This is a genomic window from Fuscibacter oryzae (genome assembly GCF_016765795.1).
Classification (GTDB): Bacteria; Pseudomonadota; Alphaproteobacteria; order Rhodobacterales; family Rhodobacteraceae; genus Fuscibacter; species Fuscibacter oryzae.
Genome location: NZ_JAESVP010000002.1, coordinates 421,344 through 447,276, shown reverse-complemented (window position 1 = coordinate 447,276; position 25,933 = coordinate 421,344). Strand labels below are relative to the sequence as shown.

Annotated in this window: 28 protein-coding genes; 9 read left to right on the top strand and 19 right to left on the bottom strand. The window is 61.5% G+C overall.

What is annotated here, in order from left to right; genetic code table 11:
* Positions 1–8: 8 nt before the first annotated feature.
* From JI744_RS05430 to JI744_RS05400, 7 genes are all read right to left on the bottom strand, one after another.
* Positions 9–299 (bottom strand): hypothetical protein, encoded by a 291-nt coding sequence (locus tag JI744_RS05430; protein ID WP_202658668.1) that lies wholly within the window; start codon positions 297–299, stop codon positions 9–11.
* A gap of 10 nt (positions 300–309) precedes the next feature.
* Positions 310–1,674 (bottom strand): pyruvate dehydrogenase complex E1 component subunit beta, encoded by a 1,365-nt coding sequence (locus JI744_RS05425; protein ID WP_202658667.1) that lies wholly within the window; start codon positions 1,672–1,674, stop codon positions 310–312.
* Positions 1,675–1,686: 12 nt separating this feature from the next.
* Positions 1,687–2,676, bottom strand: coding sequence for a pyruvate dehydrogenase (acetyl-transferring) E1 component subunit alpha (gene pdhA, locus JI744_RS05420; RefSeq protein ID WP_202658666.1), 990 nt, complete (start codon positions 2,674–2,676; stop codon positions 1,687–1,689).
* Positions 2,677–2,810: 134 nt separating this feature from the next.
* Positions 2,811–3,113 (bottom strand): FtsB family cell division protein, encoded by a 303-nt coding sequence (locus tag JI744_RS05415; protein WP_202658665.1) that lies wholly within the window; start codon positions 3,111–3,113, stop codon positions 2,811–2,813.
* A gap of 108 nt (positions 3,114–3,221) precedes the next feature.
* Complete coding sequence (locus JI744_RS05410) at positions 3,222–3,809, bottom strand: hypothetical protein (protein ID WP_202658664.1); 588 nt, start codon at positions 3,807–3,809, stop codon at positions 3,222–3,224.
* Positions 3,810–3,893: 84 nt separating this feature from the next.
* Positions 3,894–4,787: a fructose bisphosphate aldolase gene (locus tag JI744_RS05405; RefSeq protein ID WP_202658663.1), complete on the bottom strand. Its 894-nt coding sequence runs from the start codon at positions 4,785–4,787 to the stop codon at positions 3,894–3,896.
* Between the two features lie 84 nt (positions 4,788–4,871).
* The gene (locus JI744_RS05400; RefSeq protein WP_202658791.1) at positions 4,872–6,062 is read right to left on the bottom strand and encodes a phosphoglycerate kinase; all 1,191 of its coding nucleotides are present in this window, start codon (positions 6,060–6,062) and stop codon (positions 4,872–4,874) included.
* Between the two features lie 120 nt (positions 6,063–6,182).
* Here JI744_RS05400 and JI744_RS05395 point away from each other — a divergent pair, with 120 nt between their 5' ends.
* From JI744_RS05395 to JI744_RS05385, 3 genes are all read left to right on the top strand, one after another.
* Positions 6,183–6,692, top strand: coding sequence for a peptidylprolyl isomerase (locus JI744_RS05395; protein WP_202658662.1), 510 nt, complete (start codon positions 6,183–6,185; stop codon positions 6,690–6,692).
* Positions 6,682–7,251, top strand: a complete 570-nt coding sequence (locus JI744_RS05390) for a peptidylprolyl isomerase (protein WP_202658661.1) — start codon at positions 6,682–6,684, stop codon at positions 7,249–7,251. Before JI744_RS05395 ends, JI744_RS05390 begins: the two co-directional genes overlap by 11 nt.
* 151 nt (positions 7,252–7,402) lie before the next feature.
* Entirely contained in the window at positions 7,403–8,698 is a 1,296-nt protein-coding gene (locus JI744_RS05385; RefSeq protein ID WP_202658660.1) for a VPLPA-CTERM sorting domain-containing protein, read from the top strand.
* 37 nt (positions 8,699–8,735) lie between these two features.
* Here JI744_RS05385 and tyrS read toward each other — a convergent pair whose 3' ends face one another.
* On the bottom strand, positions 8,736–9,986 hold the full coding sequence (gene tyrS / locus JI744_RS05380) for a tyrosine--tRNA ligase (RefSeq protein ID WP_202658659.1): 1,251 nt from the start codon (positions 9,984–9,986) through the stop codon (positions 8,736–8,738).
* Between the two features lie 57 nt (positions 9,987–10,043).
* Here tyrS and JI744_RS05375 point away from each other — a divergent pair, with 57 nt between their 5' ends.
* Positions 10,044–11,135 carry an anhydro-N-acetylmuramic acid kinase gene (locus tag JI744_RS05375; RefSeq protein WP_202658658.1) on the top strand — a complete coding sequence of 364 codons (1,092 nt, stop codon included), beginning with the start codon at positions 10,044–10,046 and terminating at the stop codon, positions 11,133–11,135.
* 15 nt (positions 11,136–11,150) lie between these two features.
* On the opposite strand, the gene JI744_RS05370 is transcribed toward JI744_RS05375, so the two are convergent.
* From JI744_RS05370 to mazG, 3 genes are all read right to left on the bottom strand, one after another.
* Positions 11,151–12,098, bottom strand: a complete 948-nt coding sequence (locus JI744_RS05370; protein ID WP_202658657.1) for a nucleoside hydrolase — start codon at positions 12,096–12,098, stop codon at positions 11,151–11,153.
* A 113-nt stretch (positions 12,099–12,211) separates the two neighbouring features.
* Positions 12,212–13,213: a Fe(3+) ABC transporter substrate-binding protein gene (locus tag JI744_RS05365; protein WP_202658656.1), complete on the bottom strand. Its 1,002-nt coding sequence runs from the start codon at positions 13,211–13,213 to the stop codon at positions 12,212–12,214.
* Positions 13,214–13,297: 84 nt separating this feature from the next.
* The gene (gene mazG, locus JI744_RS05360) at positions 13,298–14,119 is read right to left on the bottom strand and encodes a nucleoside triphosphate pyrophosphohydrolase (RefSeq protein WP_202658655.1); all 822 of its coding nucleotides are present in this window, start codon (positions 14,117–14,119) and stop codon (positions 13,298–13,300) included.
* A gap of 52 nt (positions 14,120–14,171) precedes the next feature.
* On the opposite strand from mazG, the gene JI744_RS05355 reads away from it, so the two are divergent.
* A complete protein-coding gene (locus JI744_RS05355) occupies positions 14,172–15,335 on the top strand; it encodes a M20 aminoacylase family protein (RefSeq protein WP_202658654.1) in 1,164 nt (387 codons plus the stop codon).
* Between the two features lie 144 nt (positions 15,336–15,479).
* Here JI744_RS05355 and typA read toward each other — a convergent pair whose 3' ends face one another.
* From typA to JI744_RS05335, 4 genes are all read right to left on the bottom strand, one after another.
* Entirely contained in the window at positions 15,480–17,297 is a 1,818-nt protein-coding gene (gene typA, locus JI744_RS05350; protein ID WP_202658653.1) for a translational GTPase TypA, read from the bottom strand.
* A gap of 71 nt (positions 17,298–17,368) precedes the next feature.
* Entirely contained in the window at positions 17,369–17,974 is a 606-nt protein-coding gene (locus JI744_RS05345; RefSeq protein WP_202658652.1) for a YitT family protein, read from the bottom strand.
* A gap of 47 nt (positions 17,975–18,021) precedes the next feature.
* On the bottom strand, positions 18,022–18,624 hold the full coding sequence (locus JI744_RS05340) for a YitT family protein (RefSeq protein WP_202658651.1): 603 nt from the start codon (positions 18,622–18,624) through the stop codon (positions 18,022–18,024).
* 48 nt (positions 18,625–18,672) lie between these two features.
* Positions 18,673–19,839: a hypothetical protein gene (locus JI744_RS05335; RefSeq protein WP_202658650.1), complete on the bottom strand. Its 1,167-nt coding sequence runs from the start codon at positions 19,837–19,839 to the stop codon at positions 18,673–18,675.
* Between the two features lie 350 nt (positions 19,840–20,189).
* Between JI744_RS05335 and JI744_RS05330 the strand changes: the two genes are divergently transcribed.
* Together JI744_RS05330 and JI744_RS05325 are read left to right on the top strand one after the other, a co-directional pair.
* Positions 20,190–20,414 carry a hypothetical protein gene (locus JI744_RS05330; RefSeq protein WP_202658649.1) on the top strand — a complete coding sequence of 75 codons (225 nt, stop codon included), beginning with the start codon at positions 20,190–20,192 and terminating at the stop codon, positions 20,412–20,414.
* Positions 20,415–20,586: 172 nt separating this feature from the next.
* Complete coding sequence (locus tag JI744_RS05325; protein WP_202658648.1) at positions 20,587–21,273, top strand: hypothetical protein; 687 nt, start codon at positions 20,587–20,589, stop codon at positions 21,271–21,273.
* 57 nt (positions 21,274–21,330) lie between these two features.
* Here the strand turns inward: JI744_RS05325 and JI744_RS05320 are convergent, their stop codons facing one another.
* From JI744_RS05320 to JI744_RS05305, 4 genes are all read right to left on the bottom strand, one after another.
* Positions 21,331–22,545 (bottom strand): NADP-dependent isocitrate dehydrogenase, encoded by a 1,215-nt coding sequence (locus tag JI744_RS05320; protein ID WP_202658647.1) that lies wholly within the window; start codon positions 22,543–22,545, stop codon positions 21,331–21,333.
* Between the two features lie 109 nt (positions 22,546–22,654).
* The gene (locus tag JI744_RS05315; RefSeq protein WP_202658646.1) at positions 22,655–23,236 is read right to left on the bottom strand and encodes an HD domain-containing protein; all 582 of its coding nucleotides are present in this window, start codon (positions 23,234–23,236) and stop codon (positions 22,655–22,657) included.
* Positions 23,233–23,493: a hypothetical protein gene (locus tag JI744_RS05310; RefSeq protein ID WP_202658645.1), complete on the bottom strand. Its 261-nt coding sequence runs from the start codon at positions 23,491–23,493 to the stop codon at positions 23,233–23,235. Before JI744_RS05310 ends, JI744_RS05315 begins: the two co-directional genes overlap by 4 nt.
* Complete coding sequence (locus JI744_RS05305) at positions 23,493–24,152, bottom strand: alpha/beta hydrolase (protein ID WP_202658644.1); 660 nt, start codon at positions 24,150–24,152, stop codon at positions 23,493–23,495. Before JI744_RS05305 ends, JI744_RS05310 begins: the two co-directional genes overlap by 1 nt.
* A 141-nt stretch (positions 24,153–24,293) precedes the next feature.
* Here JI744_RS05305 and iscR point away from each other — a divergent pair, with 141 nt between their 5' ends.
* Together iscR and JI744_RS05295 are read left to right on the top strand one after the other, a co-directional pair.
* Positions 24,294–24,752 carry a Fe-S cluster assembly transcriptional regulator IscR gene (gene iscR, locus JI744_RS05300; protein ID WP_202658643.1) on the top strand — a complete coding sequence of 153 codons (459 nt, stop codon included), beginning with the start codon at positions 24,294–24,296 and terminating at the stop codon, positions 24,750–24,752.
* Positions 24,753–24,870: 118 nt separating this feature from the next.
* Entirely contained in the window at positions 24,871–25,914 is a 1,044-nt protein-coding gene (locus JI744_RS05295; RefSeq protein ID WP_202658642.1) for a cysteine desulfurase family protein, read from the top strand.
* Positions 25,915–25,933: the final 19 nt, after the last annotated feature.

Here is a 25,933-nt window from a genome sequence, read left to right as displayed (position 1 = left end):
GTTACCTCCTATTGGACCAATCCGCCGACGGCTACGTCGGTCGGATTGGCGCGCTCTGCATTGAAGATTTCGACGATAACGGACAAGGCACTGGCCTCCGAGACCGCAAGTCCGGCGGCGACCAGGGCTTTTGACATATGTACGGCGATGTCCGCCAGCATGATGCCCGCAATGGCAGGGGTTTTGATCTCGGTCGGAAACACGTTGACCGTCAAGGTTTTCGAGCGGTCAAAAACGGCAATCAGCGCCGGATTTTCGATGCGCTTGACGGGCTCGGCGGGTTTCTTTTTCCAAAACATGGCGCACCTATCAGCGGTAGCAGACGGATTTGACGGCGGCGACCACCTCGGCCGCCGTGATCAGCGCAAACTTTTCAAGGTTCGCGGCATAGGGCATCGGCACATCCTTGCCCGTGCAGGTGATGACCGGCGCATCCAGATAGTCGAACGCCTTCTGCATGATCGTGCTGGCAAGGTGATCGCCGATCGAGCCGACCGGGAAGCCCTCTTCCACCGTCACGCAGCGGTTGGTCTTCATCACGCTGGCCAGAACCGTGTCATAGTCGATCGGGCGCAGGGTGCGCAGGTCGATCACTTCCGCAGAAATCCCGTCTTTGGCCAGTTGATCCGCCGCCTCCAGCGCGTGCTTCATGCCGATGCCAAAGCTGACAATCGTGACATCGCTGCCTTCGCGCCAGATGCGCGCCTTGCCGAAGGGAATGGTGAAATCTGGTACATCCGGCACTTCAAACGATTGGCCGTAAAGGATTTCGTTTTCCAGGAAGATCACCGGGTTCGGATCGCGGATCGCCTGTTTCAGCAGGCCCTTCGCGTCCGATGCGGAATAAGGAATCACCACCCGCAGGCCCGGAATGGCGGCATACCAGGCCGAATAATCCTGGCTGTGCTGCGCGCCCACCCGCGCCGCCGCGCCGTTCGGGCCACGGAACACGATGGGGCAGCCCAACTGCCCGCCCGACATATAGTTGGTCTTGGCGGCAGAGTTGATGATGTGGTCAATCGCCTGCATGGCGAAGTTGAAGGTCATGAACTCGACAATCGGGTTCAGCCCGCCCCAGGCCGCGCCCACCCCGATCCCGGCAAAGCCGATCTCGGTGATCGGCGTGTCGATCACGCGCTTTGGCCCGAACTCATCCAGCAAGCCTTGAGAAATCTTGTAGGCGCCCTGATATTCGCCGACCTCTTCGCCCATCAGGAACACATTGGCGTTGCCGCGCATTTCCTCGGCCATCGCTTCGCGCAGCGCCTCGCGCACGGTCATGGTTTTCATCGGTGTGCCTTCGGCCCAATCTGGCGAGGCGCGCGACACCACCGCGACCGCGGCTGCCGCCACAGGCGCCGCGGCAACCGCCGCCACCGGGGCAGGGGCCGCTGTTACCGCAGCCGCCTTGGGCGCGTCGGAAACCGTCTCGCCTTCCTCGACCAGCACCGCAATCGGCGTGTTCACCTTCACGCCCGCCGTGCCCTCAGCCACCAAGAGCTTACCGACGGTGCCCTCATCCACCGCCTCGAACTCCATCGTAGCCTTGTCGGTCTCGATCTCGGCGATGATCTGGCCCGATTTGACCACATCGCCCTCTTTCACCAGCCATTTGGCCAGCGTGCCTTCTTCCATCGTGGGCGACAGGGCGGGCATCAGAATTTCGGTTGCCATGTTCTGTCTCCCTTATGCGTAGATGTCGGTCCAAAGCTCGGAATGGTCCGGCTCCGGGCTGGTTTTGGCGAACTCGGCGGAGTCGTTGACGATCTCCTTGATGTCCTTGTCGATGGCCTTCAGCTCTTCTTCCGAGGCAAGGCCACTTTGGGTCAGCAGATCGCGGACATGCTCGATGCAGTCCTTTTCGCTTTTGATCTTCTCAACCTCTTCGCGGGTCCGGTATTTCGCCGGGTCCGACATGGAATGGCCGCGATAGCGATAGGTCATCATTTCAAGGATATACGGCCCCTTGCCCGCGCGGCAGTGCGCCACGGCCTTCTCAGCCGCTTCCTTCACCGCCAGCACATCCATGCCGTCAACCTGTTCGCCCGGAATGCCATAAGCGGTGCCGCGACCATAAAGCGTGGTCGATTTCGTCGCGCGCTTCACCGATGTGCCCATGGCGTACTGGTTGTTTTCAATGACGAAAATCACCGGCAGGCCCCACAGTTCGGCCATGTTATAGGTCTCGTACACCTGGCCCTGGTTCGCCGCGCCATCACCGAAATAGGTGAAGGTCACGTTGTCATTGCCCTTGTACCAATCGGAGAACGCCAGCCCCGCGCCCAGCGGCACCTGCGCCGCAACAATCCCGTGCCCACCGTAGAAATGTTTCTCTTTTGAGAACATATGCATCGAGCCGCCTTTTCCCTTGGAATAGCCGCCCGCGCGCCCGGTCAGTTCCGCCATCACGCCGCGCGCTTCCATGCCGCAGGCCAGCATATGGCCGTGGTCACGATAGCTGGTGATGCGCTTGTCGCCCTCTTTGGTGGCGGCCTCCAGCCCCACGACGACCGCCTCTTGCCCGATATACAGGTGGCAGAACCCACCGATCAGGCCCATGCCGTAAAGCTGACCGGCCTTCTCCTCGAATCGGCGGATCAGCAGCATGTCGCGGTAGTATTTCAGCAATTCGTCCTTGGAGACGTTGGATTTCTCCGCTGCTTTCTTGGTCGCCACGGCACCCCTCCCATAGTGAAAATGGTTTAGCGTTAAACCATTTATACAACATCGGAGAAATAACGCAAAATACAAAGTGAAATGCCGCATTGCAGCGCAAGCCGTGCGTGCAGGGGCAGCAATAAGGCCGGGAATTAGCGGATCAGCAGCTCATCCGGGCGCATGTAACCCAGAACATCGCGGGCGCGTTCGTCCAGCAGATCAACATCCAGATAGTCATCCGACAGGCGGTGCGTCAGGTTCGAAACCTCGTCCAATTGCGCCTGTAGCTGCGCCCTTTCGGCGGTCAGTTCTTCCAGCTTGGCCTTGATCTGCACCTGCCGGAACACGCCATAATCGCCCTGCACGGCGGCAAAGGTGAAATAGCCGCCCAGCGTGAATGCCGCGACCATGTACAAAACGCCGCCAAGCGCGGGTGCCGTCTGGGAATGTGTCATCTGCCGCCTCATCGCCCGCCCCTCATTTCGCCGGGGGTGGTGCAAGGATTACCTTGGCAGATTCGTTCCGCTTTGGGAATCCTGTCCTGCGGGACGGTGGCACTTTCTTCAGGGTTTGATCGGAAAATCGCCGTCAATCTGCACATCGGTGTCAAATCGCAGCACCACATCCTGACATTTCTTGAACGCCCACTCCACCGGGCACAGTCGTGCCGATACATGGCCCGTCATCCGGCGCGAATAGCTGTCTGCGGCCTGTGGCCCGATGCTCTCCAGCACCAAGTCCACCGTCTCGGCTTGCGAAACCAGCTTTGGCCCGCCCAGATCCTTGCCCCGCAGCAACACTACCTCTGCTCCGCCAACCGTGGGGCCGGGTTGCAGGGTGGTGCCAAACTCGGCCTTGATCCAGATCCGCTGGCGGTCCTCATCGGGTTTGCCGGGTTTCATGCCCATGATGGACAGACGAACGATCTTGGTTTCCCAATCTGCCCGCGCCTGAGCCGAGGCGTCGAAGGCGCCGATGGAAAAGTCGAACGTCTCCCATGCCACCGGCTTGTCGCCCAGCGTGCCCGAAATCTCTCCCATCTTGGGCGGATAGCCGGGCGGAGGGGTTTCAAATTCCTCCAGCGCAACCTGGCCAAAGCCGGGCAGGGTGGTGATCAGCAAAAGTAGAACGAAGCAAAGGGTTTTGCGCAAAGGATTCTCCAACGAAAAAGGCGCCCCGCGACGGGACGCCCAACTTTCGCGCCGGGCAACCCGCCCGGCAAGTGCCAAATCCCGTCAGCCCGCAATCGACGCGGCATGGATCGAGGCAATCGCCCCCGCCAGCATCTTGTCAAACTCGGCATCCGTCTGCTGCGCGCTCAGCCCCTCGCTCAAGGCCCGGCTGAAAGAGGCGATGATGCCCCGGTTTTGCGCCAAAATGGCATTGGCCGCATCGCGGCTGTGCCCGCCCGACAGCGCCACCACCTTCAGCACCTTGGGGTGATCGACCAGCGGTGCATAGAAATTCGCCACCGTCGGCAGCGACAGTTTCAGCATTACTTGCGTGCCCTCGGGCAGCGCATCCAACCCCTTGAGCAGCGCCTGTTGCAGCAGGTCTTCCGCCTCGGCCTTGTCGGCGATGGAAATGGTCACCTCGGGTTCCAGAATTGGCATCAGCCCATGCGACAGCACCTGCTTGCCCACCGCGAACTGCTGATCGACCACGGCCTGAATGCCCTTGGCATTGGCGGCCGAAATGACCGAGCGTTCCTTGGTGCCGAAGATCCCGGCCTTGACCGCCTTGGCCAACAGTGCGTCCAGGTCCGGCATTGCCTTCATCAGTTGGCAACCGTCAACCTCGGCCTCCAGCCCCTTGTCGATTTTCAGGAACGGCACGACATGGCGGTTTTCCCACAGATAGGTGGCGGTCGGAATGCCATCGACCGTGCGGTCCATCGTCTGTTCAAACAGGATCGCGCCCACCACCTTGTCGCCGGTAAAGGCGGGTGATTTGATGATGCGGGCGCGCATCGCGTGGATCAGGTCGAACATCTCGGTCTCATTCGACCAGGCATTTTCCGCGACGCCATATTGCTTCAGCGCCTTGGGGGTCGAGCCGCCTGATTGATCCAGCGCGGCGATAAAGCCCTTGCCGCTTTTTACCTGCGCCGTCTGCTGTGCCTTGGTCATGCCGAACCCTTTTGAATGAACACCTTTCCTCGCGGCATAGGGAATGCCGCGAAGTCAGGCAAGGATGGTAACGCTAACAGGGGTTTAGACCTGCAACGCCGCAACGCCGGGCAGCTCTTTGCCCTCCATCCATTCCAGAAACGCGCCGCCTGCGGTGGAGATGAAGGTGAAATCGCCCGCAGCACCTGCGTGGTTCAGCGCCGAAACGGTATCCCCCCCACCCGCCACCGACACCAGCTTGCCTGCCCGCGTCAGTGCCGCAACGCTGCGGGCCGCCGCCGTGGTCGCCGCATCGAAGGGCGCGATTTCAAAGGCACCCAAGGGGCCATTCCAGATCAGCGTCTTTGCCCCGGCAAACACCTTTTCCAGCGCCGCCACGGTTTTCGGCCCGGCATCCAGAATCATCGCATCCGCCGGGCAGGCATCGGCAGCCACGGTTTCATTCGCGGCCCCGGCCTTGAATTCGCGCGCCACAACCACATCGACCGGCAGGTGAATGGTGCAGCCCGCCGCCGTGGCCTTGCCCAGAATCTCGCGCGCAGTGCCAGCCATGTCGCGTTCGGCCAGCGATTTGCCGACCTCGATCCCTTGGGCCACAAGGAAGGTGTTGGCCATGCCGCCGCCGATCACCAGATGATCGACCTTGCTGACCAGATTGCCCAAGAGGTCCAGCTTGGTCGAAACCTTGGCCCCGCCAACCACCGCCACCACCGGGCGGACGGGCGCGCCCAAAGCGGCCTCCAGCGCCTTCAACTCGGCCTCCATCAGCCGCCCGGCGGCGCGGGGCAACAGCTTTGCCACGCCTTCGGTTGACGCATGGGCGCGGTGGGCGGCGGAAAACGCATCGTTCACGAACACATCGCCCAAGGCGGCCAGTTCCGCCGCCAATGCAGGGTCGTTCTTTTCCTCACCCGCATGGAACCGGGTGTTTTCCAGCAACACCACATCACCCTGTGCCGCCGCCGCAATCGCTGCCTTGGCCGACGCACCCACGCAATCGGCCCCGAATACCACTTTGCGCTTCAACGCCGCCTCCAGCGCGCCTTTCAGGCGGCCCAGGCTCATCTCGGGCACGACCTTGCCCTTGGGCCGGTCGAAATGGGCAAGCAGCACAACCTTGCCGCCGCGTGCGATAATGTCCTCGACCGTGGGCACGATCTTGTCGATGCGGGTGGTGTCGGTGACCTGATCCCCCTCCATCGGCACGTTGATGTCTACCCGCGTCAGCACGGTCTTGCCTGCCAGCGCCACGTCATCAAGGGTGTTCCAGCCCATGGTGTCCTCCATCTTTGCCCACCCTGTTTCCGCGCAATGTGACCGTTCGTCAACCGTCGGGCCTTCCCCTTTGGCGCCTGCGACATTAGGTTCGCGGCCAATCTGCAAAAGGAACGCCAGATGGCCGAGATCAAAGACCCCGAAAACACCATCATCCTGACGCTGAAAGACGGCGAAGTCTGGATCGAGCTGTTGGCCGATGTGGCCCCCAAACATGCCGAGCGCATGAAGCAGCTGGCCCGCGACAAGGCCTATGACAACGTGGCCTTCCACCGCGTGATCGACGGCTTCATGGCCCAGACCGGCGATGTCGAACACGCCAACATGGAAAACAACTACAACCCGCGCCGCTCCGGCACGGGCGGCTCGAACTATCCCGATCTGCCGGCCGAGTTTTCCAAGCTGCCGCATGACCGGGGCACCCTTGGCGCTGCCCGTTCGCAGAACCCGAATTCCGCGAACAGCCAGTTCTTCATCAACTTCAAGGACAACCACTTCCTGAACGGCCAATACACCGTTTATGGCCGTGTCATCAAAGGCATGGACGCGGTGGACAAGATCGTGAAGGGCGAACCACCGGTGAACCCCGACCGCATGATCACCGTCCGGGTGGCCGCCGATGTTCAATAAAATCGTTATTGCCGCATTCCTGCTGGCGACCCCTGCCGTCGCGCAAGATGCAACCGACGGCCCCGGCCCGAACCTGGTGATCGAGGTTGACGGTCAAGCCAAGGGCGAGATTGTCATTGACCTGTTGCCCGATGTCGCCCCGAACCATGTGGCCCAGATCGTCGCCCTGGCGAAATCTGGCGCCTATGATGGCGTGGTGTTTCACCGCGTGATCGACGGCTTCATGGCGCAAACCGGCGATGTGCAATACGGCAAGAAGGGTGGCGACACCTCGATGGCCGGAATGGGCGGTTCCTCGATGCCCGACATCAAGGCCGAGTTTTCGGATGTGCCGTTTGAACGCGGCGTGGTCGGCATGGCCCGGTCGCAAGACCCAGACAGCGCCAACAGCCAGTTCTTCATCATGTTCGCGCCGGGCGATTTCCTGAATGGCCAGTACACGGTCTTTGGCCGCGTGATCAAAGGCATGGATGTGGTGGATGCCATCAAAAAGGGCGAAGGCCAGAATGGCGAGACCACCGATCCCGACGTGATGACCAAGGTTACCGTTCAGGAATAACCTGCCCAAGTTTCCAGCGCCCGCCCCGCCATGCTGCGGGGCGGGCTTTTGTTTGCCAGTTGAAAACATTCACCCCTGGCGCAACAAAACCGTCACGAAACCTCGCTAAGCCCGCCCGGAATCTGGCAAAAACATGGCGAGGACCATTTTGATGAAGCGCTTTTTCATTCCCACCGTTCTGGGCACCCTGACGCTGACGGCACTGCCCGCAACTGCCGCCTGTGTCAGCGCCTTGCCCGCGATCACCTGTTCAGGCGCCTCGACCGGGTTCACCAACAACGGCACCAACACCCTGAATGTTACGGTTGAGGCAGGCGCCACTGTCACCCGCGCCACCAGCGACGGTATCCGCATTCGCGGTACCGGGAACACCGTGACCAACTATGGCACGATCAGCGGCACCGGCGCGCTGCCCGATAACGGCACCGACGGGATTGATGGCGGCGCAGGGCTGACCGTGAATAACCATGGCACCATCACCGCCACCAACAAAGGCATCGATTCCGAGGCGCTGGACAATCTGACCGTGCTGAACACCGGCACGATCCACGCCTATGACAAGGCGATCCGCAACCAGAACGGCAAGAACGGCAGCCTGACGAATTCCGGCCTGATCGAATCCGATACGGATGAAGGGTTTGAATCGGGCGACAATGTTTACGTCCTGAACGATGTGACTGGTCGGATCATCGCGTCAGACGACGCGATTCAGGTGGGGGAGAATGCCTATATCGTCAATCGTGGTCTGGTCCACAGCGTGCTGCGCGGCGCGGCTGACAAGGACGATCCGCAAGACGGCATCGATATTGACTCGGGCACCGTGGTGAACGAGGCGACCGGCGTGATCAAATCCGATGATGATGCCGCCATCGATTTTGACATCAGCAGCAATCAGGGCTTCATTGACAATTATGGCCTGATCTCGGGCACCATTGGCGTTCTGGCTGACCCTGACAGCCCCGGTGCGCAGCATGTTCGCAACTGGGGCACGCTGGAGGGGCGCGACGGGCTGGCGGTTGATCTGGGGCAGGGTGACGACAGCCTGACGATCTTTGGCGGCTCTTTCGTCAAGGGTGGCGGGGCCTTTGGGTCAGGCAACGACCTTTTGGTGCTGTCGGGTGATTTCCTTGGCCAGATTGGCGGGTTTGACGCATGGTTTGATGGCGGTGAAGATACCAACACGGTGCAGTTCGCCACGCTGGCCTTTGAAGGCCTGATCTCGGCCGTGTTCGGTGCGGGCGATGAGGTGACGCTGGCCTTCAAGACCGATGTATCGAACTTCTCGATCAACCTGCGCAACTGGGGCATGTTCAACTTTGCCGACCGTCGCGCGGTGACCTTTGCCGATCTAAAGCAAGAGCTGTCGCCGGTTCCGGTGCCCGCCGCTGGCCTGATGCTGCTGGCGGGCCTTGGGGCACTGGCCGGTCTGCGCCGTCGCCGCGCCTAAGAAAATGGGCCTGCGGAGCGATCCGCAGGCCCTTATTTCAGTCCAGCACCACCAAAGCGTGGCGCTTTTTACCAGCGGTCAGCTTCAGCGGCTCTACCAGCTCGCTGGCTCCGATCCGCAGGCCCGCATCCATCACCACCTCGTCATTCACCCGCGCGCCACCCTCGGCGATCAGGCGCTTGGCGTCCTTGCCCGATGCAGCAAGGCCGGTTTTGACGAACAGTTGCACGATGCCCAGCCCCTCGGCCATCTCGTCAGCGCTGACCTTGACGGTGGGCAGATCCTCGCCCACGCCGCCCTGTTCGAACACCTGCCGCGCGGTCAATTCCGCCGCCTGCGCGGCTTCGGTCCCATGCAGCATGGCAGTTGCCAGATTAGCCAGCGTGATCTTGGCCTGATTGATCTCGGCCCCTTGCAACGCGCCCAGACGATCGCATTCCTCGACCGGAAGCTCGGTAAAGATCTTCAGGAACCGGCCCACATCGGCATCGGTCGTGTTGCGCCAGAACTGCCAGAATTCGTAAGGAGACAGCATCGCGCCATTCAGCCACACCGCACCATTGGCCGATTTGCCCATCTTGCGCCCGTCGCTGGTGGTCAAGAGTGGCGTGGTCAGGCCATAGATTTCCTGGTCGATCACCCGGCGGGTCAGGTCGATGCCGTTGATGATATTGCCCCACTGGTCGCTGCCGCCCATCTGCAACAGGCAGCCATAGCGGCGGTTGATCTCAAGGAAATCATAGGCTTGCAGGATCATGTAGTTGAATTCAAGGAAGGACAGGCTCTGTTCCCGATCCAGCCGCGACTTCACGCTTTCAAACGACAACATCCGGTTGACCGAAAAATGCCGCCCGATGTCGCGCAGGAAGTCGAGGTAGTTCAGCGCATCCAGCCATTCGGCATTGTTCAGCATGATCGCGCCATTGGGCGCATCGGAATAGTCGAGGTATTTCGCGAAAACCTGTTTCAGGCCCGCGATATTCTCATCAATCTTTTCCGGCGTCAGCAGGGGGCGTTCCTCACTGCGGAAAGACGGATCGCCCACCTTGGTGGTGCCGCCGCCCATCAGCGTGATCGGCTTGTGCCCGGTTTTCTGCAACCAGCGCAGCACCATGATGTTCATCAGGTGGCCGACATGCAGGCTGGCCGCTGTGGCGTCATAGCCGATATAGGCGGGCACGACCCCCTTGACCAAAGCCTCGTCAAGCGCCTGATAATCCGTGCAATCGGCTACAAAGCCGCGCTCGAACATCACGCGCAGAAAGTCGGATTTTGGATGGTAGGTCATGGCTCACTCGTGCATTAATTCCCAAGGGGTATAGCCCCGACGGGGGTGAAGGGAAAGATGTTGAAGGCGGGTCCGGTCTGGGCACTTGGCGCGATGTCTGGCACGTCGCTGGACGGCGTTGATGCGGCGATGATCCTGACCGATGGTGAGCGGGTGCTGGATTTCGGGCCCACCGCCTATCGGCCCTATTCGGAGGCAGAGCAGGCAACCTTGCGCGCTGCCCTTGGCCGCTGGCCCGGAGAGGCGGGGGTGGCCGCGGCGGCGGAGGTGGTGGAAAACGCCCATGCCGAACTGCTGTCGGGCTTTTCCGGCGTTGATGTGATCGGATTCCACGGTCAGACGCTGGCGCATGATCCGCGCGGGCGCGGTACGCATCAGGCCGGAAATGGTGCCTTGCTGGCGGGGGCGCTTGGCCTGCCGGTGGTCTGGGACTTCCGGTCAACCGATGTGCAACTGGGCGGGCAGGGCGCGCCGCTGGTGCCGTTCTTTCACCACGCCCTTGCACGGCAGATCGGGGCAGAGGTGCCCTTGGCCTTTCTGAACCTTGGCGGCGTGGGAAATGTGACCTGGGTTGATCCCGCAGTTGCTGCTCCCGAGGCGGCGTGCCTTGCGTTTGATACCGGACCGGCGAATGCGCCGATCAATGATCTGATGCAGCAGCGGTTGGGCCTGGCGACAGATCAGGCCGGGGCGCTGGCGGCAAGTGGGCATGTGGACCGGGCAGTTCTTGAACAGGCCATGCAGCATCCCTACTTCTTCAAGATGCCGCCAAAATCGTTGGATCGCAATGCGTTCCAATCCATTCTTGAGGCAGTTTCTTACCTGCCAGATGCCGATGCCGCCCGCACGCTGACCGCTTTTGCCGCTGCCGCTGTCGCGCAGGGCAGCCAACACTTTCCGACTGTTGTGTCTGACCTGCTGGTCTGCGGCGGTGGGCGGCATAATGCGACGCTGATGGCAGAGCTTGCCCTGCGCCTGCCCGCAATCTCGGTGCGCCCGGTGGAAGAGGTTGGGCTGGATGGCGATATGATGGAGGCGCAGGCCTTTGCCTATCTGGCGGTGCGGGTCGCGCGTGGCTGGCCCACCTCTTGCCCGCGCACGACTGGTGTTGCCGCCGCTGTTGGCGGCGGAAAGATCAGTGAGCCATAGGGTTACCAGGTAAAGTTAAAGTCGCGCCAGACGTTCTGTCAGCAGATCAAAGAAGCCGTCGGCGTCAATATCCTTGATGAACAGTGCATTGGCTGGGCGGTCGGTGACGCGCCACCAGTCGGCCACGGTCATCCCGCGTGTCAGGTCGGACTGCACTTCGATCTCGACGTTGATATGGCGACCGGCGAAAAGGCCGGGGTTGATCAGATAGGCTATCACGGTCGGGTCATGCAGCGGGGCGCCCTCGCTGCCGTATTTCTCCATATCGAACCGTTCAAAGAAATCGGCCCATTCGGCGGCCATCCGGCCCACCTCGGTGCCCAAACCGCGAAACGCCTCTACCCGCGCACGGGTGGTCAGCGCTTTGTGCGTAACATCCAGCGGCATTACCACCAGTGGAGCGCCAGATTTAAACACAATATCAGCGGCTTCTGGATCGACGTAGATGTTGAATTCTGCCGCTGGCGTGATGTTGCCCACCTCAAAATACGCCCCGCCCATCAACACGATCTGTTGCACCCGGGCAATGATGTCGGGCGCGCGTTGAAAGGCAGTGGCAATATTGGTCAGCGGGCCCAGCGGGCACAGGGTCACGGTGCCAGATGCCTCTTGCCGCAGGGTGTCGATCAGGAAATCCACCCCATGTTGCGCCTGCAAGGTCATGGTCGGCTCTGGCAAGGCGGGGCCATCAAGCCCGGTCTTGCCATGCACATGCTCTGCCGTCACCAGTTTGCGCGCCAAAGGTCCGTCGCAACCGGCATAAACTTTTACATGAGGTTTCTTGGCCAGTTCGCAGATAATTCGTGTATTTTTCTCGGTATAGTGCAGCGGCACATTCCCCGCGACCGCTGTGATCCCCAGCACCTCCACATCCTCGGGGCTGGCCAATGCCAGCAAGATGGCAAAGGCATCATCCTGGCCGGGGTCGGTATCAATGATGATCTTGCGCGGTTTGTGGGGCATGGCGGTCTCCTTCCCCGGCAGCAAAGCGGATGCAAAGCGATTTGTCCATCAAGTCAAAAACAAAGGGGCGCCCCGTGACAGGACGCCCCCTTTGTCTGGCCTGCTGGCTAGGGTCAGCCGTCGAAATCAACGCTTTCAATCAGCTTCACAGCCGCAGGCCGCAACTCGGCAATCTGGTCCAGCGTCAGGCTGTCGGGCGTGAATTCACCCCAGCTTTTCACCAGATCCGACCGTTCAACCCCCGGCTTCACGGGGAATTCGTTGTTGGTATCGGCATAGATCTTTTGCGCCTCATCGCCCGCCAGCCATTCCATCAGTTTTATCGCAGCCGCCTTGTTCGGCGCGGCCTTGGTCATCGCGATGCCAGAGATGTTCAGATGCGTGCCGCCACCTTCAAACACCGGAAAGATGATGCGCGCCGAATTGGCCCATTCTTTCTGTTCCGGGTCGGCCAGCATCTGGCCCATGTAATAGGTGTTGCCCAGCGAGATATCGCATTGCCCGGCCCAGATCGCCTTGACCTGATCGCGGTCGGCCCCTTCGGGTTTGCGGGCAAGGTTGGCCTTCAGCCCCTCCAGCCAGGTCTTGGTATACTCTTCACCGTGATGTGCCATCATCGCGGCGGTCAGTGCAACGTTGTAATCCGACAGGCCAGACCGGGTGCAGATGCGGCCCTTCCATTTCGGATTTGCCAAGTCTTCATAGGTGGTTACCTCACCATCCTTCACCCGCTCCTTCGAGGCATAGACGATGCGGGCGCGGGTGGTCAGGGCGAACCACTGGTCGTTCTTGTCGCGGAACGCTGCGGGAATATCGGCCTTCAGCACCTCAGAATCGACCGGCTGGATCACACCGGCCTTCACCACCTCTTCGACCCGCGCAATATCGACCGTCAGCACCAGATCGGCAGGAGAGCGCGCACCCTCGGCCACCAGCCGTTCGGCCATGCCCTTGTCAACAAAGGCCACATTCACCGCGATTCCGGTTTCCTTGGTAAAGGCATCCAGCAGGGGCTGGATCAGTTCGGGCTGGCGGTGGGAGTAAATGTTGACCTCATCAGCCAGCACCGGCAGGGCGGTGGTGGCCAGGATCAGGGAAAGCAGCGTTGCACGCATCGGAACCTCCGTTTGATGCGCGAGGTAAACCTGACTGAAACACTCCGGTCAATACCTGACAGAAATAATCGGCAAATTGTCGCATCACGCTTTCGTTTTCTCCTCGGCCTTGGCGCGGTTCCACAGGTCGTCCATCTCGGCAAGGTCGGACTGGTCGGGGGTCTTGCCTGCTTGGGCCAGCCAATCCTCGATCCGCTGAAACCGGCGGGTGAATTTGGCGTTGGCGGCGCGCAGGGCTGCCTCTGGGTCGATCTTCATATGGCGGGCAAGGTTGGCCATCACGAACATCAGGTCGCCAAACTCCTCAAACACTTCAGCTTCGGTCAGGGTGTCGCGCGCCTCGACCAGTTCGGCCATCTCCTCGCGCATCTTGGCCAGCACTTCATCGGTCGAAGGCCAGTCAAACCCCACGCGCGCCGCCCGCTTTTGCAGTTTGACGGCACGGGTCAGGGCGGGCAGGCCAAGCGCGACCCCGTCCAGCACACGAGCGGGGCCACGTTCGGCGGCCTTGATCCGCTCCCAGTCCACGGTTTGCTGATCGGGCGATTCGTTGCGGGATTCGTCGCCGAATACATGGGGATGCCGCGCCACCATCTTGTCGGCAATCGCCGTGACCACATCGTCAAAGCCGAACAGCCCCGCATCCCGCGCCATCTGGGCGTGGAACACCACCTGAAACAGCAGATCGCCCAGCTCTCCGGGCAGTTCAGCCCAGGCCTGCCGGTCGATCGCGTCGCCCACCTCATGCGCCTCTTCCAGCGTATAGGGGGCGATCGTGGCAAAGGTCTGCTCGATATCCCAGGGGCAGCCGGTCGCCGGGTCGCGCAGGCGGCGCATGATCTCCAACAGGCGCGGCATTCCACCGTTTGCGTCATGGACCAGCCTGTCGCTGTCGTTCGTGGGCATTGCCGTTCCCCCGGTTTTGCGATTTGATCAAAGGGCTGAACAGGAGTCTCCCATGCCCGTCTTGAACCGTATCGCAGCCTATGCCGAGGAAATGAAGGGCTGGCGGCGCCATCTGCACCAGCATCCCGAACTGGCCTTTGATTGCGTGAATACCGCAGCCTGGATCGAGGCGCGGCTGGCCGAGATCGGTGTGGATGAAATTCACCCCGGCATCGCCAAGACCGGGATCGTGGCGATCATCAACGGCACCGGGCCTGGGCCGACCATCGGCCTGCGCGCCGATATGGATGCGCTGCCGATCGAGGAGCTAACCGGCGCTGTACATGCGTCCAAGGTGCCGGGCAAGATGCACGCCTGCGGCCATGATGGCCATGTGACGATGCTGCTGGGCGCGGCCAAGTATCTGGCCGAAACCCGCAAGTTTTCCGGGAAAGTCGCGCTGTTGTTCCAGCCTGCGGAAGAGGATGGCGGCGGCGGTCAGGTCATGGTGCAGGAAGGGGTGATGGACCGCTTTGGCATTGCACAGGTGTACGGCATCCATAATGCGCCCAATGTGCCCTTTGGCCAGTTCCTGACCACGCCCGGCGCGCTGATGGCCTCGGTCGATACGGCGTTTGTCTATCTGACCGGCAAGGGCGGCCATGGCGCCACGCCGCATGAATGCGTCGATCCGGTGGTGGCGGTGGTGGGCATGGTGCAGGCGATCCAGACCATCATCCCCCGCAACATCTATGCGCTGGATGAGGCGGTGGTTTCGGTGACCCAGATCCACACCGGCACCGCCAGCAACATCATCCCCGAAGAGGCGATGTTCTGCGCCACCATCCGCTGCTTCAAGCCCGATGTGCGGCATCTGTTGAAAAAGCGGTTCTACGAGATCGTCGAAGGTCATGCCGCCGCCTATGGCGTCAAGGCCCGCATCGATTATGACTGGGGCTATCCTGCCACCATCAACCACGCCGAAAATGCCGCCTTTGCCGCCGAAGTGGCGCGCGAAATCTCTGGCCCCGATCTGGTCAATGCCGACTCGGTGCGAGAAATGGGATCGGAAGATTTCAGTTATATGCTTGAGGCGCGCCCCGGCGCTTACCTCTTCCTCGGCACCGGCCCCGGCGCGGGCCTGCACCACGCCGCCTATGACTTCAACGATGAGGCGGCCCCGGTCGGCGCAAGCTTTTTCGCGCGTTTGGTGGAACGGGCGCAGCCCTTGGCCTAAGAAAGCCGGGGGCGCTTCGCCCCCCGGACCCCCAGAGAGTATTTGCAGAAGGGCAAATTGAAAAAGGGCAACAGCCAAGCTCTTGCCCTTCTTGAAATACTCCGGGGTGAGGCGAAGCAGAGGGGCAGCGCCCCTCTTCTTGCCTTACTGGCTGCGCGAGGTGCGCTTGCGCTCATGCGGGTCCAGCACGCGCTTGCGCAGGCGGATGATCTTGGGCGTGACCTCGACCAGTTCATCGTCATCGATATAGGCGATGGCTTCTTCCAGGCTCATCTTGACATGCGGCGTCAGGCGGACGGCTTCGTCGGTGCCGGATGCGCGCACGTTGGTCAGCTTTTTGCCCTTGAGCGGGTTCACTTCCAGATCGTTGTCGCGCGAATGCTCGCCGATGATCATGCCTTCATACACGTTTTCCTGCGCGCCGATGAACATGCGGCCCCGGTCCTCCAGGTTCCACAGCGCATAGGCCACGGAGACGCCGTTTTCCATGCTGATCAGCACGCCCTGACGACGGCCCTGAATCGGGCCTTTGTGGGCGACCCAGCCGTGGAAGATGCGGTTCAGAACGCCGGTGCCACGGGTATCGGTCAGGAACTGACCGTGATAGCCGATCAGGCCGCGCGACGGCACATGCGCCACAATGCGGGTCTTGCCGACGCCAGCCGGTTTCATCTCAACCAGATCGCCCTTGCGCTCGCCGGTCAGTTTGTCGATCACTGCGCCCGAGTATTCATCATCCACGTCAACGATGACTTCCTCGACCGGTTCCATCCGGGTGCCGTCTTCGTCGCGCATGATCACGCGGGGGCGGCTGATCGACAGCTCAAACCCTTCGCGGCGCATGTTTTCGATCAGCACGCCCATCTGCAATTCGCCACGGCCCGACACTTCAAACGCTTCGCCGCCGGGGGTGTCGGCGATCTTGATCGCCACGTTCACCTCGGCCTCTTTGTTCAGGCGATCACGGATGACGCGGCTTTGCACCTTGTTGCCATCGCGGCCTGCAAGGGGCGAGTCGTTGATGCCGAAGGTCACGGTGATGGTCGGCGGGTCAATCGGCTGGGCGGGCAGGGCGGTATCGACATCCAGCGCGCAGAGTGTATCGGCCACGGTGGCCTTGCTCATCCCCGCGATGGTCACGATGTCGCCGGACTGCGCCTCGTCAATCGCGGTCTGGTTCAGGCCGCGGAAGGCGAGGATCTTGGTGACGCGGAACTGCTCGATCCGGTCGCCGTCACGGGTCAGCGCCTTGAGCTGTTCGCCCACCTTCAGCGTGCCCGCCTCGACCCGGCCGGTCAGGATGCGGCCGATGAACGGGTCGGCCGACAGGGTGGTGGCCAGCATCTTGAACGGCTCTGCCGCCTTTTCAACCTGCTTGGGCGCGGGCACATGTTTGACAATCAGATCGAACAGAGCGGTCAGGTCCTTGCGCGGGCCGTCCAGTTCCATATCCGCCCAGCCGGACCGGCCAGAGGCGTAAACATGCGGAAAATCAAGCTGTTCGTCGCTGGCGCCCAAGTTGGCGAACAGATCGAACACTTCGTTCAGGGCGCGGTCAGGCTCGGCATCGGGTTTGTCCACCTTGTTCAGAACCACGATGGGCCGCAGGCCAAGGGCCAGCGCCTTCGAGGTCACGAACTTGGTCTGCGGCATCGGGCCTTCGGCGGCGTCCACCAGCAGGCACACACCATCAACCATGTTCAGGATACGCTCTACCTCGCCACCAAAGTCGGCGTGGCCGGGGGTATCGACGATGTTGATGCGCACACCGTTATGCTCAACGCTGGTACATTTCGCCAGAATGGTGATGCCGCGTTCGCGTTCGATGTCATTGCTGTCCATCGCCCGTTCGGACACGGCCTGATTGTCGCGGAATGACCCCGATTGTTTCAGAAGCTCGTCCACCAGCGTGGTTTTGCCGTGGTCAACGTGCGCGATAATCGCAATATTGCGAAGTTCCATGAGGGGCGTCCTGATTGCTGCGGTGCCGCGCATACACGACTGCGCGGGCTTTGGCCAGTGACCCCGCAAAATCAGCCGGGCAGATACCAGTCGCGCCGATGATTCATCGCGATGACAAGGTTCAGAACGGCAGCCCCGAGCAGCGACCATGCCACCCGATCCGGTGGCAGGATGAACAGCGCGACGCTGAACAGGCAGGCGTCCCATCCCAGTTGTATCCACCCCGCGCGGATGCCGGTGGCGTCTTGCAGGATGACGGCAACGATTGAAACGCCGCCCAGGCTGGAGCCATGCCGAAACAGCCCCAGTAACCCCACACCGGCAATGACGCCGAACAGAATCGCGGCGGCTGCGGGGTGCAGGTGGCTAATTCTGATCCAGTTCGGCAACGCCTCGGCCAGCCAGCTTACGGCGGTGACGGCGAGCAAGGATTTGGCGGCGAAGACCGGCCCCTTGCGTCGCCATGCGAACAGATAGAACGGCAGGTTGACGGAGAAGAACACCCAGCCAAAGCCCCAGCCTGTCGCATAGGAAACCAGCAGCGCCAGCCCCGCCGTGCCCCCGGTCATCAGCCCGGCGGTGCGCAAAAGCAAAATGCCAAACGCGCCCCCGACGATAGAGACGAACAGCCCTTGGGCATCTTCCAGTCGGGTATAGCGGGGCAAGGTATCGGGCATGGGGCCATGATGCGCCGCGCTGAATAAATGTCAATACTTATGACCTATCAGGTCGCCGCATACCTGTCGCGCCGGTGGTTGATTGCCAGAACTGCATTCAAAATGACCATGCCGGGCAGTGACCACAGAATGCGGTCCGTTGGAACCCACAGGAAAGCCAAGGCAAACAGCACGGCGTCAAACCCCATCTGCAACCAGCCCGCCCGAAATCCGGTGCGGTCCTGCACCATCAGCGCGACAATGCCGATGCCGCCAAGGCTGGCCCCGTGGCGAAACAGCGCCAGCAGACCCGCGCCGGTGACAAAGCCGAACAGCACCCCCGCCAGCAGCGGATGCAGGTTGGAAAACGCCAGATACTGCGGCATCACCCCGGCAAAGACCGACAGCAGCGTGACCGAGATCAGGCTTTTCACCGTAAAGGCCAGCCCGATCCGTTTGTACCCCAGCCAATAGAACGGCAGGTTGATGACAAAGAACACCGGCCCGAAGGCCCAGCCCGTCGCGTAAGAGATCAGCAGCGCAAGGCCCGCCGTCTGCCCGGTGATGAACCCGGCATGGCGCAGGAACTGCAACCCCAGCGCGCACATCAGCGTGCCGAAAATCAGCCCTTGGGCATCCTCGAACCGGGTATGGCGGGTGATATCAGACATGGTTGCTGCCCTATCCGCCCCAACCTGCATCGGCAAGCCCCGACACCCCTAAACCGCAAAGCCGTGCAGCAGGCGGAAAAGCAGGGCGCCGGGATGCACCTCGGTCATCGCTTGCAAACCGGCGGCCACGGCCAGAAACAACCAAAGCACCATAAGGGCGGGCCGGGGGCAGGGTTCGGGCCGGAACCTGCCCCGGGCCCCAAGCCCCAGCAGCAGGATGGCGAGGGTCGAAACCTGAAGCGACACCCAGCGCCCCCAGTCGATCGCCAGCGGATACAGCAGCAGGGGCGGCGCTGCGGCCAGCAAGATCAGCGCCAGCAGGTGGCGGTCTGGTTTGGCAAGGCGGCACAGGTGAGCCAGTGGTGCCACGGCCAGCCCGATTGCCACCGGTAAAAGAAGAAGGTTGTGGCTGGCATCCAAAGCGCGGCGCAGGGTGCCGGGGCCATTCTCGCTCGTCCCAAGCCAGGCGATAGCCCCATCGCAAAAGGCCGGATGCACCGGGCCAAGCTGCAAGATCCGGTCGCAGATCGGGGCTGTATCGGCCACACCGGCATGGCGCAGCGCATAAATCGCGGCCCATAGCACCACGGCGGCAGTGACCGCAGCCACAGCACCCTGCGCGCGGCGCGAACAGTCCGGCGGAAACAGCAGCAACGCGATCCCCCAGGCCGGAAGCATCAGAACCCCGACCTCATGCCCCCAGGCCCCCGCTGCCAGCAGACCGGCCGACACCACCAGCCGCCCAAGGCCCGCCCGGGGCAGGGCCAGCAGCACCAAGGCCAGCAGTGGTATCATCTCCTTGCGCAATCCGGCCAAGGCATCCGCACTCCACAAGACCGCGAAGAACCCTGGCGACAAGACCGCCAGAACCATCGCTGGCCGGGTCTGAACCGCCACCAGCCGCAAGGTTGCCAGAAACAGCGCCGACACCAGCACCGCCTGCACCAACCCCACCACCGCCAGCGGGGTCAGGCCAGATAGTTCGGCAAGCCGGATCAGCGCCTCACCAAACGGCCCACGTCGTACCGGACCTGCCGCCAGATTGATCAGCCAGTCTGCCTGAAGCCATTTCTGCCCGCCCTCGGCCAAACAGCGCCACAGCACCTGCAATGCGCCCAGCCACGCTAGCCCCAAACCGCCGCAAGCCAGCCATATCCAGACTTGCCCCGGTCTAACTGTGGCGGCATCGGGCAGGGGGCGCGAAGGTATTGTCATGGCGCAAAGTCCTATCACGGGCCTTGCCAATGACAAGCCTGTGGCCCGGATGCCGCAAGCCGGACATTTACGCCAAGCCCGGCTTGGCACGAAGCGGCGCTGTGCGCTAGCAATCCCACATCCGTCGCAACAACAGGGGGGGCGTATCATGACTGATTATACCCGCGCGACCGGCTGGACTTTGGTGTCGCATCGACGCACCTGAGCCGTGGGGCTTTGCCCCGTTTCCTGACACTTCCGGTTTCCTGACCCGCCTCTGATATGCCTTTTTCGGCATGGGCCATCTGGCGACCGGCGAACCACCCCTCAAACCAAAGGCCGGCTTCGTGGTAACACGTCCCGGAAACTCCATGACCTATGATGAAACTCGGGCGGGTATGCGCCCGCTTCCTTCGATCGATTCCGTTCTTGCGGCGCATGGCGCGGGCAAGGTTCTGGCCGCTGCGGTAGTTGCGCTGCTGCGTGGTCGGTTTCGCAAAGCACGCCCGCCAGATCTGCGCGACCTGAACGCGCATCTTTTGCGCGATATCGGGGCTCACGGGCTGATCTTGCAGCCGCGTGATCCACTATTGTGATAATAAAGAGTTAAGAAATTGGTGGTTTTGGCGGATTCTTATTAAAGGGTCCGCCAATCTCTGCCGAAATAACATCTATCTATGATTTTGATTTTTTTCTGAATGAGACTATCCTTTTTTTGAGTGGGGGTGCTCTGGTCGGCTTTGCTGCCTGGATGCACCAAATTGGTGCATGTGCTTTGTCGGCCTCTATTTGAAAGAGGTTAGTATGTTTGATTTCAACGTAACGACCCGCACCTTTCAAACTATCGCTGCGGTTCTGCCTTTGACTGTCATTTTTGCGGCCCCTGTTGCTGCCAGTCCTCTTGGGGGTGGTCTGGGGATCGGCGCTGAAATTGGCGGTATTTCGGCGGGTGCTTCCATCGGCGGCGGCGGCGGCAGCGTCGCCTCGGCGGATGTGTCTGTCGGAGATTCCGTCGGTGCCTCTGCAACCGTTGGCAGTTCGGGCGGCACGATTGCCGACGTTTCCGTCGGTGTCGGTGGCTCGACGGCGGCATCTGCCTGCGTCGGCAACTGCTCAACCACAACGCCTCCCGGAACGACTCCGGGCGTTTTGCCTGGCGCGGTTGCGGTATCCACCACCTCTGCAACGCCGCCCGTTGTGCCAAAAAGGTTGCCCTGCGCCAGCAAGGCCGGCAACACCACTGCGTTGAATGGCTATCCGCTGGTGGATCGTGACGGAAATCAGGTTGGCGTGGTTCATAGCGCCACGCTGGGCAATGGCATGGCCATCACCCAGGTTTCAATCCAGTCTCAGGACAAGAGCTGTGTCGCGCTGAAAGGCGGTGGTTTCACCGTGCAGGGCTATGTTGTGCGCGGAAAATTTGATGCCGACCGTTATGGCCTTGTTACCCGATAGGGCAAATGAAATGGGCCGGGAAATCTTCCCGGCCCATTCCTTAACATCGTGCTCAATTCAGCCTTGAAGGGCCTTGTTCAGATATTCGTCCACCTTTTCCAGATAGCCCATGGTGGACAGCCATTTCTGATCCGGCCCGACCAGTAGCGCCAGATCCTTGGTCATCCAGCCGTCTTCGACCGTCTGCACGCACACCTTTTCCAGCGTATTGGCAAAGCGAGCCAGTTGGTCGTTGCCATCCAGTTTGGCGCGGTGCTTCAGGCCGCCGGTCCAGGCAAAGATCGACGCAACAGAGTTGGTCGAGGTTTCCTGGCCCTTCTGGTGCTGGCGATAGTGGCGGGTCACGGTGCCGTGGGCGGCCTCGGCCTCGACAATCTTGCCATCGGGCGTCATCAGCACAGAGGTCATCAGGCCCAGCGAACCGAAGCCCTGCGCCACGGTGTCGGACTGCACATCGCCGTCATAGTTCTTGCAGGCCCAGACATAGCCGCCCGACCATTTCATCGCCGATGCAACCATGTCGTCGATCAGGCGGTGTTCATAGGTGATGCCGGCCTTCTTGAACGCATCGGCGAATTCTTCGTCAAACACCTTTTGGAACAGGTCTTTGAAGCGCCCGTCATAGGCCTTGAGGATGGTGTTCTTGGTGGACAGATACACCGGCCAGCCCTTGAGCAAGCCATAGTTCATCGACGACCGGGCAAAATCGATGATCGAATCGTCCAGATTATACATGCCCATGGCCACGCCCGCCGACGGGGCGTTGAACACGTCCTTTTCGATCACGGTGCCATCGTCGCCGACAAACTTCATCGTCAGCTTGCCCTTGCCGGGAAAGTGGAAATCGGTCGCGCGGTACTGGTCGCCAAAGGCGTGACGGCCGATGACGATGGGCTTGGTCCAGCCCGGCACCAGACGCGGCACGTTCTTGCAGATGATCGGCTCACGGAAGATCACGCCACCCAGAATGTTGCGGATGGTGCCGTTGGGAGATTTCCACATCTGTTTCAGGCCGAACTCTTCAACCCGCTGTTCGTCCGGGGTGATGGTGGCGCATTTCACCGCCACGCCGACCTTTTTGGTCATCTCGGCCGAGTCGATTGTGATCTGGTCGTTGGTGCGATCCCGCTCTTCAATGCCCAGATCGTAGTAAAGCAGATCCACGTCCAGATAGGGCAGGATCAGCTTTTTCTTGATGAAGTCCCAGATGATCCGGGTCATCTCGTCGCCGTCCATCTCGACGATGGGGTTCGCTACCTTGATCTTGGTCATGAGGATGCCCTTTCGGTTTGGGGATTCGCTGGGGGTTGCATAGCGGAAAAGGGGGCGTCGGGAAAGATGGTATGCGAAGGTATACCGATTTGCCGCAGGCTTTCGCCGCTTATCCGAACCAAACCCGCGCCTTCCCTTTGACCCACTCCCAAACCCCCGGTGCGCCCTTGGCAATCTTCACCCCAACGCGCGCTTCCAACTGGTCATAGGTCACATCATAGGTCACCCAGGTTCCGCCGCCCGATTGCAGGTTGGCCATGACGGGCTGCACGCGGTCGAGGCTTTTGGCGAACAGGGCGTCCGGCGTCTCGGCCGCTTCGAACTCATCCCACAGGGCGCGGAAGGTTGTGGCCTGACCCTCGGGCAGCAGGCCAAAGATGCGGTTGGCGGCGCGTTGTTCGGCGGCTTGGGTTTCGGCGCTGGCATGGGCCTGACCGTTCGCCGAATGGATCGGCACATCGCCCACGTCAATCTCCACCAGATCGTGGAGCAGCAGCATTTTAATCACTCGATTAATGTCAACGCCGGGGCCAGCCTGACCTTCCAGCACCAGCGCATAAAGCGCCAGATGCCAGGAATGTTCGCCCGAGTTTTCGCGCCGCGACCCGTCGCACAGGGTCGTGGCGCGCAAGACCGATTTCAGGCGATCCGCCTCGTTCAGAAAGGCGAACTGGGCGTCAAGATCGCTCAATGACCAATCGCATCCCGTGGCGCCTGCGGAGCCGCCCCGCCGGTGCGCTTGGCCTTCAGGTTCGCCTCCAGGAACTTGCGGGCCTTGCGTTCCGCCAGAATGACGCGGCAGGCGGTCATATAGGTTTCCTGCGTGGTGGGCGAGGCGTCCAGTAGGATCTTGGACACCTTTTCATAAAACCGCTCGTCGCCAAGCTCGTCCTGGGCGTCCAGCACGTCCTGCGCCAGCTTTTCGGCCAGATCCTGCAGAATGCCCATCAGCGCGAAACCTCGCCTAGACGGCGTTTCACATAGGTGGAAACCGTGTCGATCATCGGCTTCATGTGGGCCTCTTCATCCTTGAAGAAGTGGTCCGCACCTTCGACCTGTTCGTGGGTGATGGTGATGCCCTTCTGCTCATGCAGCTTGTTCACCAGGGACAGCGTATCCTTGGGCGGGGCCACCTTGTCGGCCGTGCCATTGATGATCAGGCCGGAAGACGGGCAGGGCGCAAGAAAGCTGAAATCATACATGTTCGCGGGCGGCGCCACCGAGACAAAGCCGGTGATTTCGGGGCGGCGCATCAAAAGCTGCATGCCCACCCAGGCGCCAAAGCTGAACCCGGCAACCCAGCAATGCTTGGAATTCTGGTTCATCGATTGCAGGTAATCCAGCGCGCTTGCCGCATCGGACAATTCGCCGATGCCCATGTCATATTCGCCCTGGCTGCGCCCCACGCCGCGGAAATTGAACCGCAGCACGGTAAAGCCCAGATTGTAGAAGGCGTAATGCAGGTTATAGACGACCTTGTTGTTCATCGTGCCGCCATATTGCGGGTGCGGATGCAGCACGATGGCGATGGGGGCGTCGCGGTCCTTCTGGGGGTGATAGCGCCCTTCAAGGCGACCTTCGGGACCGGCAAAGATAACTTCTGGCATTCGTTCCGCCTGCATGAGTGAGCGATTGTTGACAAAATCGCTCAGAGAACTTAGAACCGTTCCAAGGATAACCCGGACGGCTTGCCGACTTCAGGTAATGGCCGGGGCCTTTGGCGTCAATGTTTTTGGGGTGGTTTGCGCATGAAACTCTCGACCAAAGGGCGGTATGCCATGGTGGCGCTGGCCGATCTGGCGCTGGCGCAGGGCGATGATCTGCGATCCTTGGCCGAGATTTCACGCCGTCAGGACATTTCGCTGCCCTATCTGGAGCAGTTGTTCGTCAAACTGCGCCGTGCCGGTCTGGTCGAGGCGGTGCGCGGCCCCGGCGGCGGCTATCGGCTGGCGCGCAAGCCCGAGGATATTCGGGTGGCCGATGTGATGGAGGCGGTTGAAGAGAACGTGGACGCCATGCACGCCGGGGCAGGGGCTTCGGGTGCCGTGTCGGGCAGTCGGGCGCAAAGCCTGACCAACCGGCTGTGGGAAGGGCTTTCGGCGCATGTCTATGTGTTTCTGCACCAGACCACGCTGGCCGAGGTGATTTCGAACAAGATGAAGCCCTGCCCGGCGGTGCCCGCCCTCTTCCGCGTGGTGGATGAATGACGGCCCGCGCGCCTTTGGACAGCGCCGGGGCGTTGCCCCCGCGACCATGGTTGCTTGAACCAATGGCGCAAACATGGTCGCACCCAGAGTATTTTTGCCAAGAGGAAGGGCATAAAGCGTGAGCCGCATCTATCTGGACTGGAACGCCACCACACCGCTGCGCCCAGAGGCGCGGGCGGCGATGGTTGCGGCGATGGATCTGGTGGGCAACCCATCCTCGGTGCATGCCGAGGGGCGGGCGGCCAAGGCGCTGATCGAACGGGCGCGCGGCCAGATCGCGGCGGCCATTGGGGCCGAGGGCGCGGATGTGGTCTTTACCTCTGGCGCAACCGAGGCGGCGGCGCTGGCTTGCGCCGGTCGCGGTCTTGCCAGTGCGGATGTGGAACACGATTCGGTTGCCGCCTGGTGTGATGGCAGCTTGCCGGTGGATCAGGCGGGCCGGGTAGCGGTGGCCGATCCGGCGCAGACGGCGCTGCAACTGGCCAATTCCGAAACCGGTGTGGTGCAGGACCTGCCGGCGGGGATTGCCGTCAGCGATCTGACGCAAGGCTTTGGCAAGCTGCCGTTGGCGTTCAACTGGCTGGGCTGTGAGATGGGGCTGGTTTCGGCGCATAAGCTGGGTGGGCCCAAGGGAATTGGCGCTTTGGTGGTGCGCCGCGGACTTGAGGTTGCGTCGCAGCTTAAAGGTGGCGGGCAGGAAATGGGCCGCCGCGCGGGCACCGAGAATATCATCGGCATAGCGGGCTTTGCGGCTGCCGCCCAAGCCGCCGTGCGCGATCTTGCCAATGGGGTCTGGGAGCAGGTTGCCGAGATTAGAAATATTCTAGACTCGGCATTGTCGGCGGCAGAATTTGAGACTATTTCAGTCGGAAAATCGGCGTCGCGCCTGCCCAATACCCTGTGCCTGATCGCGCCTGGCTGGAAAGGCGAAACCCAGGTCATGGCGATGGACCTTGCGGGCTTTGCCATCTCGGCCGGGTCTGCCTGTTCCTCGGGCAAGGTTCGGGCAAGTCGGGTGCTGAAGGCGATGGGGTTTGAGGATGATCGGGCGGCGCAGGCCATCCGCATCTCTATCGGACCAGAGACGACCAGGGATGAGGTGCTGCGCTTTGCCGAAGCGTGGGGCCGTGAATACCGCCGCATCCGTTCGCGCGCGGCATGAAGTTACGGGCGCAAGCCCG

What these genes read in the sequence shown, in the direction of transcription:
- JI744_RS05395 (WP_202658662.1), top strand. Translation starts at nt 6,183, where the DNA reads ATGGCCGAGATCAAAGACCCCGAAAACACCATCATCCTGACGCTGAAA.
- JI744_RS05400 (WP_202658791.1), bottom strand. Translation starts at nt 6,062, where the DNA reads ATGGGCTGGAACACCCTTGATGACGTGGCGCTGGCAGGCAAGACCGTG.
- JI744_RS05310 (WP_202658645.1), bottom strand. Translation starts at nt 23,493, where the DNA reads ATGGGCATTCTGCAGGATCTGGCCGAAAAGCTGGCGCAGGACGTGCTG.
- JI744_RS05320 (WP_202658647.1), bottom strand. Translation starts at nt 22,545, where the DNA reads ATGACCAAGATCAAGGTAGCGAACCCCATCGTCGAGATGGACGGCGAC.
- JI744_RS05355 (WP_202658654.1), top strand. Translation starts at nt 14,172, where the DNA reads ATGCCCGTCTTGAACCGTATCGCAGCCTATGCCGAGGAAATGAAGGGC.
- JI744_RS05375 (WP_202658658.1), top strand. Translation starts at nt 10,044, where the DNA reads ATGTTGAAGGCGGGTCCGGTCTGGGCACTTGGCGCGATGTCTGGCACG.
- JI744_RS05405 (WP_202658663.1), bottom strand. Translation starts at nt 4,787, where the DNA reads ATGACCAAGGCACAGCAGACGGCGCAGGTAAAAAGCGGCAAGGGCTTT.
- JI744_RS05305 (WP_202658644.1), bottom strand. Translation starts at nt 24,152, where the DNA reads ATGCCAGAAGTTATCTTTGCCGGTCCCGAAGGTCGCCTTGAAGGGCGC.
- tyrS (WP_202658659.1), bottom strand. Translation starts at nt 9,986, where the DNA reads ATGACCTACCATCCAAAATCCGACTTTCTGCGCGTGATGTTCGAGCGC.
- JI744_RS05330 (WP_202658649.1), top strand. Translation starts at nt 20,190, where the DNA reads ATGACCTATGATGAAACTCGGGCGGGTATGCGCCCGCTTCCTTCGATC.
- JI744_RS05370 (WP_202658657.1), bottom strand. Translation starts at nt 12,098, where the DNA reads ATGCCCCACAAACCGCGCAAGATCATCATTGATACCGACCCCGGCCAG.
- JI744_RS05325 (WP_202658648.1), top strand. Translation starts at nt 20,587, where the DNA reads ATGTGCTTTGTCGGCCTCTATTTGAAAGAGGTTAGTATGTTTGATTTC.
- JI744_RS05385 (WP_202658660.1), top strand. Translation starts at nt 7,403, where the DNA reads ATGAAGCGCTTTTTCATTCCCACCGTTCTGGGCACCCTGACGCTGACG.
- JI744_RS05425 (WP_202658667.1), bottom strand. Translation starts at nt 1,674, where the DNA reads ATGGCAACCGAAATTCTGATGCCCGCCCTGTCGCCCACGATGGAAGAA.
- JI744_RS05365 (WP_202658656.1), bottom strand. Translation starts at nt 13,213, where the DNA reads ATGCGTGCAACGCTGCTTTCCCTGATCCTGGCCACCACCGCCCTGCCG.
- JI744_RS05345 (WP_202658652.1), bottom strand. Translation starts at nt 17,974, where the DNA reads ATGCCCGATACCTTGCCCCGCTATACCCGACTGGAAGATGCCCAAGGG.
- JI744_RS05390 (WP_202658661.1), top strand. Translation starts at nt 6,682, where the DNA reads ATGTTCAATAAAATCGTTATTGCCGCATTCCTGCTGGCGACCCCTGCC.
- JI744_RS05415 (WP_202658665.1), bottom strand. Translation starts at nt 3,113, where the DNA reads ATGACACATTCCCAGACGGCACCCGCGCTTGGCGGCGTTTTGTACATG.
- JI744_RS05430 (WP_202658668.1), bottom strand. Translation starts at nt 299, where the DNA reads ATGTTTTGGAAAAAGAAACCCGCCGAGCCCGTCAAGCGCATCGAAAAT.
- iscR (WP_202658643.1), top strand. Translation starts at nt 24,294, where the DNA reads ATGAAACTCTCGACCAAAGGGCGGTATGCCATGGTGGCGCTGGCCGAT.
- typA (WP_202658653.1), bottom strand. Translation starts at nt 17,297, where the DNA reads ATGGAACTTCGCAATATTGCGATTATCGCGCACGTTGACCACGGCAAA.
- JI744_RS05340 (WP_202658651.1), bottom strand. Translation starts at nt 18,624, where the DNA reads ATGTCTGATATCACCCGCCATACCCGGTTCGAGGATGCCCAAGGGCTG.
- mazG (WP_202658655.1), bottom strand. Translation starts at nt 14,119, where the DNA reads ATGCCCACGAACGACAGCGACAGGCTGGTCCATGACGCAAACGGTGGA.
- JI744_RS05335 (WP_202658650.1), bottom strand. Translation starts at nt 19,839, where the DNA reads ATGACAATACCTTCGCGCCCCCTGCCCGATGCCGCCACAGTTAGACCG.